Source organism: Streptomyces phytophilus (genome assembly GCF_013870535.1).
Classification (GTDB): Bacteria; Actinomycetota; Actinomycetes; order Streptomycetales; family Streptomycetaceae; genus Streptomyces; species Streptomyces phytophilus.
Genome location: NZ_JACBXC010000167.1, coordinates 1 through 7,811 on the forward strand (window position 1 = coordinate 1; position 7,811 = coordinate 7,811).

Below are 7,811 nucleotides of genomic sequence, written 5' to 3' on the forward strand. Positions count from 1 at the left end.
GCTCGAACTCGCCCACGCCATCGACGTCGACCTCAACTTCGACCTCGACCACCTCGCCCGCGGAATCGCCGGCGACCAGGCGGTGACGCTGACGCACCTCCTCGCGGGGTTCGTCGAACCCACCCTGGCCGAGGACCTGGACCCGGCCCGCACCCGGGACCGCGAACGCCTCCGCGACCTGCTGCGCGCCCGCACCCGCGCCCGCGACCTGGCCCACACCCGCACCCGCACCGTCGCCACCCTCCTGGGCCTGCCCCCGGCCACCAAGGGCCTCGCCGACGCCCTCCTCCACGGCGCGCTGGACGACTTCACCGACGACGACCTGAGCGGGGTCGACCTCACCGGCACCGACCTGGTCGGCATCCTCTGGTCGGCGACCCGCACCAGGTGGCCGGACGGCACCGACCTGACGGACCTCAGAGGCCGCTCCGAGGAACGCCCCCCGGACTCGGGCCTCTTCGTCGTGACGGAACCCCCCGGGGTCACCGCCCGCCGGTGAGCCGCTTCACCATCACCGTGTACGGAGGCGAGCCGTCACCGACGTCGCACCCGTCGAGACTCGGTAACCCCAGCTCTCGTACAGGCGAACAACCTTCGGATGCCCGGTCTCCACCTGAAGGGAAACCAGATCCGCCACCACGGGCGCGATCAACGCGTCATGAATCCTCCGCACACTCCCCTTCCACCACCCACCCGGCGCAAGCAGCGCCCCGTAGGCATACCCCACCGCATCACCGCCCTCCCTCCCGACGACGCACTGCCAGTTCTTCCGGGGAGGACCAGAGGTCGAGGAAGTGGGTGAAGCGCTCGCGGGAGTGAAAGGGGGTCGGGACAGTCCGCGTACACCGCGTCATGAACGTCGAGCAACACCCCCCGCACCGCCGCGACCCCACCCCGCCCATACCGCCTCAACTCCACCGGCCGCACACCTCGGTCACTCCCGCCTTGCGCGTCCCGCAGGCCGTCTGCCTGCGGCAGCGATTCGTGTCCCACGCCCCTGGCCCCGCTCGGGCTGTCGCCCTCGTACCGGACGGGTACCGTTCTGAGTATCAGAGGTCAGGACGGAGTTCCTTATGCCCTACCCGCTGGAGGAGCAAGAGGCGATCGGGCGCCGGATCAAGCGCCTTCGTCTGCGTCTCGGGATGGCGCAGGCCGACTTGGCGGTAGCGGTCGGGAAGACCCAGGGCTGGCTGTCCCGGGTGGAGAACGGCAGGCTGGAGCTGGATCGCACGGGGCTGATCAACCAGATCGCCGCCGCGTTGCACTGCCATCCGAACGACCTGCTCGATCGTCCGTACACGAGCAACGTCCCGGAGAACCAGTGGCAGGTCGCGGCCACGTCCATCATGCGCGAGCTGCGCCGCTTTGATCTCACTCCCACGTTCGACGGCACCCCACGCCCGAGCCGACAGCTTTGGCAAGACGTGAAGCGCCTCCATCGGCTGCGGGACGCTGCCGCGAACACGGCGATCCTGCGGGAGATGCCTGACCTCTTCCGGGAGGCGCGCGCTCTGGCCGAAGTCTCCACCGGCCACGAGCGCGAGGAAGCGTTCGCCGTCTACACCGTGTGCTGCAAGGCCACGCATACGGCGGCCCACGCACTGGGCCACTCGGAACTGATCGCCCTCGCGTGTGAGCGCGCGATGTGGTCGGCACAGCTGTCCGGCGACCCACTGATGCCCGCTGTGGCGGACTACATGCGGATCTGGGACATGTGGGCCACCGCCGACTGGAACGACGCCATGGTTCTCGCCGACCGGGCGCTCGACTCCGTGGAGGACTACGCCGAGCGGGATGACCAGATGGCTCTGCGCTTGCGGGGGATCCTGCACCTCCGTGCAGCGGTCTCGGCGGCGCGCGCCGGCGACGTGGCGGAGTCCAGAGCCCGTATTGCCGACGCCACCGAGACAGCGGTACGGATCGGCCGCTACGAGGGACCTCCCGTCTTCGATCGGCAGTCGGTCACGTTCTCCGCCGGGAACGTGACGGTTCACGGCATCGCGACCGCTCTGGAGGCCGGGGACCACGTGCGTTCGCTGGAGTTGAACGACGACGCGGACCCGGAGGAGATCGACTCGCTTCCCCACTCGCGTCGGGGTAACCACCACATGGATATGGCCAGGGCGTTTCTGTGGAACGGCGACCGGCACACGGCGCTGAACCAGCTCCGCAAGGCGGAGGATCTGGCACCGCAGCTCGTGCGAAACCACCCCATTGCCCGCGCCACGCTCCGCAAGATCGTCTATGCCGAACGAACCTCCACACGTGAACAGTTGAGAGGGATGTCGAACCGGTTTCACCTCGACGACCAGGGCTTATTCCGCTGACGCATATGGACGGGTAACCGACTGCCTACCGTCTGTTGCATGACGGCAGGGAGACGAACACCGCGGGACTCCGCCCGGCGCCGGACGCTGGCAGATGTGGCTGCCGGCTGGACCCCCCGGCGCGGAGATGCCGTGTGGGACACGGCCAGGCGCCGCGCCGGGGTCGTGATCGCCATACCGGAGGACACCGGTACGCACCTCTTCCACGTGTGCCCGCCCAGCGGCGGCGGGGCATGGGTGGCGCGCCTGGACGACCTCCAGCCGCACGAGGACGACACCCCTGACGGAAGAACGCTGAACGAATCCGTCATGCCACCCCCGGAGTTGCTGCCCGGCCCCTGGTCCGTCGAGTCTTCCGAGCGTGGGCAGCCGGGCGATGAAACCGGCAGGAACAACTCGGCTCCACCCGGAACGGGGTCAGCACCATGACCACCCACGCGTGCGGGTTTCCCCGCAGTGTCCGATCGGTCGGCAAAGCGCGCGACTTCGTCGCGTCCCTCGTCGGGACCGACGACCGTGCCGACGACATCCGCCACTGTGTCTCCGAACTCGCTACCAACGCCCTGCTGCACGGCACCCCCCGGGGCCGCGAGTTTCGCGTGTACGTCACCGTCGAGGACGGCTCCGTACGCGTCGAGGTCCACGACGCCGGCGAGACCCGCCCGCACCTGTGCGCCCCCGACGAAACCGCCGACCGCGGGCGCGGGCTGCGCCTCGTCGACGTGCTCGCCGACGACTGGGGCACCTCCGACCGCACCGGCGTCGGCAAAGTCGTCTGGGTCGTGTTCAAGGAGGCCCTCGCCCCGTGAGGGGGCGGGCCACCTTCTCTGAAGTGGATGTTCACCTGCGGTGTTGGCGAGACGTAGCGTCGGTCGCCACGGGGCGTCTGTCGTGGCGTGCCGGGGAGGGGAGTACGTCGTGGCCGTTATCGCGCATCTCAGTGACATTCACATCGACGACGAGCGCAGCGTCCGCCGCACCCGCGCGGTGGTCGACTACCTGGAGGATCTGCCGTACGACCTGGATCTCGTCCTCGTCAGCGGTGACATCGCGGACCACGGCACGCCCGAGGAGTACGCCGTCGCCCGGGAGTTGCTCGACTCGCGGCATCCGGTGCTGGTCTGTCCCGGGAACCACGACGACCGGGCCGCGTTCCGGCGGGGGCTGCTCAAGGAGCCGGCGGACACCGCGCCGGTGGATCAGGTGTTTCGCGGGGCGGGGTTCACGGTGCTCGCGTGCGACTCGTCGGTGCCGGGGAAGCCGGAGGGGTGGCTCGGGGACGAGACGGTGGGGTGGTTGGAGGAGGAGGTGCGGCGGGTGCCGGAGGGGGATGCGGTGCTCGTCGCGTTTCATCATCCGCCGGTGGCGTTGCACCTTCCGTACGTCGACGGGATCCGGCAGTTCGGGGAGGAGCGGCTCGCGGAGCTGGCCGGGCGGCATCCCCGGATCACGGCCTTCCTCGCCGGGCACGCGCACACCGCCGCCGCCACCGTCTTCGCGGGGCTGCCGCTGCTCGTCGCGCCCGGGGTGGTCAACACCGTCCTGCTGCCGTGGGAGCGGGCCGCGCACGCCGGGCAGCACGTCCGTCTCGACCTGCCGCCGGGGGTGGCGTTCCACGTCCTGGACGAGGGCCACCGGCTGACCACCCACTTCCGCACGGTGTCAACCGAGGGTTGACGCACGACGGGGTGTCAACCTACGGTTGTCAGTATGACGGAACCGAAGCGCTCCACGCATCCCGTACGCCTCGACGACCTGATCGAGGCCATCAAGAAGGTCCACCCCGACGTCCTCGACCAGCTCACCGGAGCCGTCGTCGCCGCCGACCACCTCGGCGACGTCGCCGACCACCTCATCGGCCACTTCGTCGACCAGGCGCGGCGCTCCGGCGCGTCCTGGACCGACATCGGCAAGAGCATGGGCGTCACCCGGCAGGCCGCCCAGAAGCGGTTCGTGACCAAGGGCTCGGACGAGGGCTTCACGCTCGATCCGAGCGAGGGCTTCGCCCGGTTCACCGGCCGGGCCAAGAACGTGGTGGTCGCCTCCCAGGACGCGGCGCGGGCCGCCGCCAACACCGAGATCGGGCCCGCCCACCTCGTCCTCGGGCTCATCGCCGACCCCGCCGGCATCGGCGCCGCGTCGATCGTCTCGCAGGGCATCCTCCTCGACACCGTGCGGCAGGAGGCCGCCGCGGCGCTGCCGCCGGCGGCGGAGGGCACGGTGCCGGAGCTGATCCCGTTCAACGCGGCGGGGAAGAAGGCGCTGGAGCTGACCTTCCGCGAGGCGCTGCGGCTGGGCCACAACTACATCGGTACGGAGCACATCCTGCTGGCGCTGCTGGAGCAGGAGAACGGCGACGGCGTGCTGTCCCGGCTCGGCGTCGACCGGGCGGCGGCCGAGGCGCACATCGAGGCCGCACTCGCGCCCCTGCGGAACCCGGGCGCGTAGGACGCGGTCATACCTGCTCGAAGTGGAACGCCTTGATGAAGCAGTCCCGGGGCTGGGAGACCGCGAACAGGACGCACTCCACGAGCGACTGCGCCGTGAGGGCGTCCTGCGCCCCGCGCGGCGTGGTCTCCCATTCCTCCGAGAGCGGGTCGGGGTTGTCGAAGTCGGGCGGGTAGAGGGAGATCACCCGGACTCCCCGGGGCCGCAGCCGCTTGGAGAGGATCTCGGCGAACCCCGCCTGGGCGCTCTTGGCCGCGTAGAAGGCGTCGTGCGCCTCCGAGCGGTGGTGCCCCGCCGTGCCGGCGGCGGAGACCATGGTCACCACGTCCGGCTTCTCCGATTCGAGCAGGAGGGGCAGGAAGTTCTTCACGGTCAGGACGGTGCCGGTCGCGCCGGAGGCGAGGGTGTCGACCACGTCGGCGTCGGAGGCGGACAGCAGGTCAGGGCCGTGCAGGTAGCGGGATCCGTTGTTGATCAGGACGTCCACACGGCCGGTGCGCCGGCCGACACCGGCCGCGAACTCCGCGATCGACGCGGGGTCCGTCAGGTCGCAGGAGAAGGCGTGCACCTGCCGGTGCCCGCGGTCGCGGATCTCGTCGCGGACCCGCTCGGCGGCGGCGAGGTTCCGGGCGGAGAGGAACACCTCCGCGCCGAGGTCCGCGAGGCGGACGGCCAGGGTGCGGCCGAAGTCGCGGCCGGCCGCGGTGATGACCACGCGGTGGTCGTCGAATCTCATGTCGGCGCTCCTGCCTGGTGGATCGGGCGTCGTCGCACGATCTTCTCAGTACGCCACCGTGAAGCGCGTGCGGTGGTGCTTCGGCTGCTCGGCCTCGTCCAGGAGCGCCACCGCGAAGTCCTCCATGGAGATGGCCGACTCGCCCTCGCCGTCGACGACCAGCTCGTCCGCGCCCAGCCGGTACGCGCCCGTGCGTGCGCCCGGCAGGATCAGGTGCGGCGGGCTGGCGTACGCCCAGTCCGTATCCGGGCCCGCCGCCCGGCAGACCTCCAACTGGACGGCGCAGGCGCGGGCGATGGGCAGCCACGGCGCCGGGAAGTCCGGCCCGTCCATCACCTGGACGCCGCCGCTGCCCGGCAGGGTCAGCGTCGAGGACCCGCCGACCAGCAGCAGCCGCACCTCTGACGCCGCCGCACCGGCGAGCAGCGCCCGTGCCATGACGGGCAGTTGGTCCTCTGCGCCCGGTGCCGGGCGTGTGGCACTCACGATCAGGTCCTGTCCGGCGCCGAGCGCCGCGACGTCCGCGGCGCGGGCCGCGTCGCCGATGCGTACGTCCACGTCGGCGGGCAGGGCGCCGGGCGGGCGCGGGGTGCGGACGACCGCGGTGACCTCGTGGCCGCGGGTCCGGGCCTCGGTGACGATACGGCTGCCGATCTCGCCGGTGGCGCCGAAGACGGTGATACGCATCAGACAGCGCTCCTCTGGTGTGCCGGGCGGGTGACGGTCGCGGGGGTCGCGGCGGGGCGTGGCTGCGGTCCCGTCTCCGGTCCCGTATGCGGTCCCGTCTCCGGTTCCGGCTCCGGTGCCCCTTCCCGCGCGGCTCCCCGCGCACCACGCGCACCACGCGCCGCGCCCACCCGCTCCGCCACCCACAGCACCACCGTCCCGGCCGCCAGCACCGCGCCCAGCGCCGACACCGCCGGCCACCCGCCCCGCGCCCAGACCACCGACGTCAGCGCCGAGCCGACCGCCCCGCCCGCGAAGAAGCTGGTCATGAACGCGGAGTTGATGCGGTTGCGGGCGTCGGGGCGGATGGCGTAGACGACCGCCTGGTTGCTGTTGAGCACCGCCTGCTGCGCGACGTTGAGGCCGACGATCCCGGCGACCAGCCACGGCAGCGACTCGCCCGCGACCCCCAGCAGCACCCACGAGCCGGTCAGCAGCAGCACGCCCGCGCCCGTCACCGCCTGGACGTGGCCGCGGTCGTTGAGCCGCCCCGCGAACGTCATCGTCACCACGCCCAGCGCCCCGACCAGCCCGAACAGCCCGATCCCCGACTCCGACCAGCCGTACGGCGGCCGGGCCAGCAGGAACGTCAGCGCCGTCAGCTGCACGCTGTACGAGGCCAGCGACAGCGCCCCTATCGCCGACCGCCGCCGCAGCACCGGCTCCTCGCGCAGCAGCGCGACGGTGGAGCGCAGGAGTGCCGGGTACGAGATCCCAGCCGAGACCGCGGGAAGGCGCGGCAGGTGGCGGTGGAGGAGGACGGCCATGCCGGCCATGAGGAGGGCGTTGACCCAGTAGACGGTGCGCCAGCCGCCGAGTTCGGACAGCGCGCCGGAGGCGGTACGGGCCAGCAGCCCGCCGAGCAGGATGCCGGACATCACGATGCCGACGACCCGCCCCCGCTCCTCCGGCGCCGCGAGCCCGGCCGCGTACGGGACGACGACCTGCGCGCCGACGGAGGCCAGCGCGGTGAGGACCGTACCGGCGAGCAGCACCGGTCCGTTGGGGGCGGCGGCGGTGAGCGCGAGGAACGCGGCGGTGGCGACGAAGAGGCCGACGGACAGCCGCCGCCGGTCGGTCACGTCGCCGAGGGGGACGAGGAGGATGAGGCCCAGCGCGTAGCCGGTCTGCGCGGCGGTGACGACGAGCGCGGCCAGCGTGCTGCCGACGTGCAGGTCGCGGCCGATGAGGTCGAGGAGGGGCTGGGCGAAGTAGTTGCCCGCCACGGACAGCCCGGTGGCGGTGGCCATGAGCAGCAGGAGTCCGCGCCCGAGGGCGGCGGGTTCCTCGCGAGGGGATGCCGAGTCCGTTGTCATGGCCTCAGGCTCCGCCCACCACCATCGATGAGTCCAACACATAGTTGTCATCCGATCCATCTCGTATCACGATGGATCGCATGGAGCTGCAACAACTGCGCTACGTCGTCGCCGTCGCGGACACCGGCGGGTTCACCCGGGCCGCCGAGCGCTGCCACGTCGTCCAGTCGGCGCTGAGCCACCAGATCGGCAAGCTGGAACGGGAGCTGGGCGCCCGGCTGTTCGACCGTACGAGCCGGAAGGTGCGCCCCACCCGCG

General features: G+C 71.6%; 9 protein-coding genes. 6 read left to right on the forward strand and 3 right to left on the reverse strand.

Annotation, left to right across the window (positions count from 1 at the left end; genetic code table 11):
• The 5 genes from H5J30_RS11210 to H5J30_RS11230 form a co-directional block, all read left to right on the forward strand.
• On the forward strand, positions 1-499 hold a 499-nt coding region (locus H5J30_RS11210; RefSeq protein WP_508470412.1), incomplete at its 5' end, for a vWA domain-containing protein.
• A 574-nt stretch (positions 500-1,073) separates the two neighbouring features.
• Entirely contained in the window at positions 1,074-2,327 is a 1,254-nt protein-coding gene (locus H5J30_RS11215) for a helix-turn-helix domain-containing protein (RefSeq protein ID WP_181787284.1), read from the forward strand.
• Positions 2,328-2,752: 425 nt separating this feature from the next.
• Entirely contained in the window at positions 2,753-3,136 is a 384-nt protein-coding gene (locus H5J30_RS11220) for an ATP-binding protein (protein WP_181787285.1), read from the forward strand.
• A gap of 109 nt (positions 3,137-3,245) precedes the next feature.
• A complete protein-coding gene (locus tag H5J30_RS11225; RefSeq protein ID WP_181787286.1) occupies positions 3,246-4,004 on the forward strand; it encodes a metallophosphoesterase in 759 nt (252 codons plus the stop codon).
• A gap of 33 nt (positions 4,005-4,037) precedes the next feature.
• The gene (locus tag H5J30_RS11230; protein ID WP_181787287.1) at positions 4,038-4,775 is read left to right on the forward strand and encodes a Clp protease N-terminal domain-containing protein; all 738 of its coding nucleotides are present in this window, start codon (positions 4,038-4,040) and stop codon (positions 4,773-4,775) included.
• Between the two features lie 7 nt (positions 4,776-4,782).
• On the opposite strand, the gene H5J30_RS11235 is transcribed toward H5J30_RS11230, so the two are convergent.
• The 3 genes from H5J30_RS11235 to H5J30_RS11245 are packed head-to-tail and all read right to left on the reverse strand — an operon-like array spanning position 4,783 to position 7,553.
• Entirely contained in the window at positions 4,783-5,511 is a 729-nt protein-coding gene (locus tag H5J30_RS11235; protein WP_181787288.1) for an SDR family oxidoreductase, read from the reverse strand.
• Positions 5,512-5,556: 45 nt separating this feature from the next.
• Entirely contained in the window at positions 5,557-6,198 is a 642-nt protein-coding gene (locus tag H5J30_RS11240; protein WP_181787289.1) for an NAD(P)-dependent oxidoreductase, read from the reverse strand.
• Entirely contained in the window at positions 6,198-7,553 is a 1,356-nt protein-coding gene (locus H5J30_RS11245) for an MFS transporter (RefSeq protein ID WP_258563251.1), read from the reverse strand. The genes H5J30_RS11240 and H5J30_RS11245 overlap by 1 nt, the downstream gene beginning before the upstream one ends.
• 80 nt (positions 7,554-7,633) lie before the next feature.
• On the opposite strand from H5J30_RS11245, the gene H5J30_RS11250 reads away from it, so the two are divergent.
• Positions 7,634-7,811: LysR family transcriptional regulator (locus H5J30_RS11250; RefSeq protein WP_181787290.1), on the forward strand; the 178-nt coding region annotated here is incomplete at its 3' end.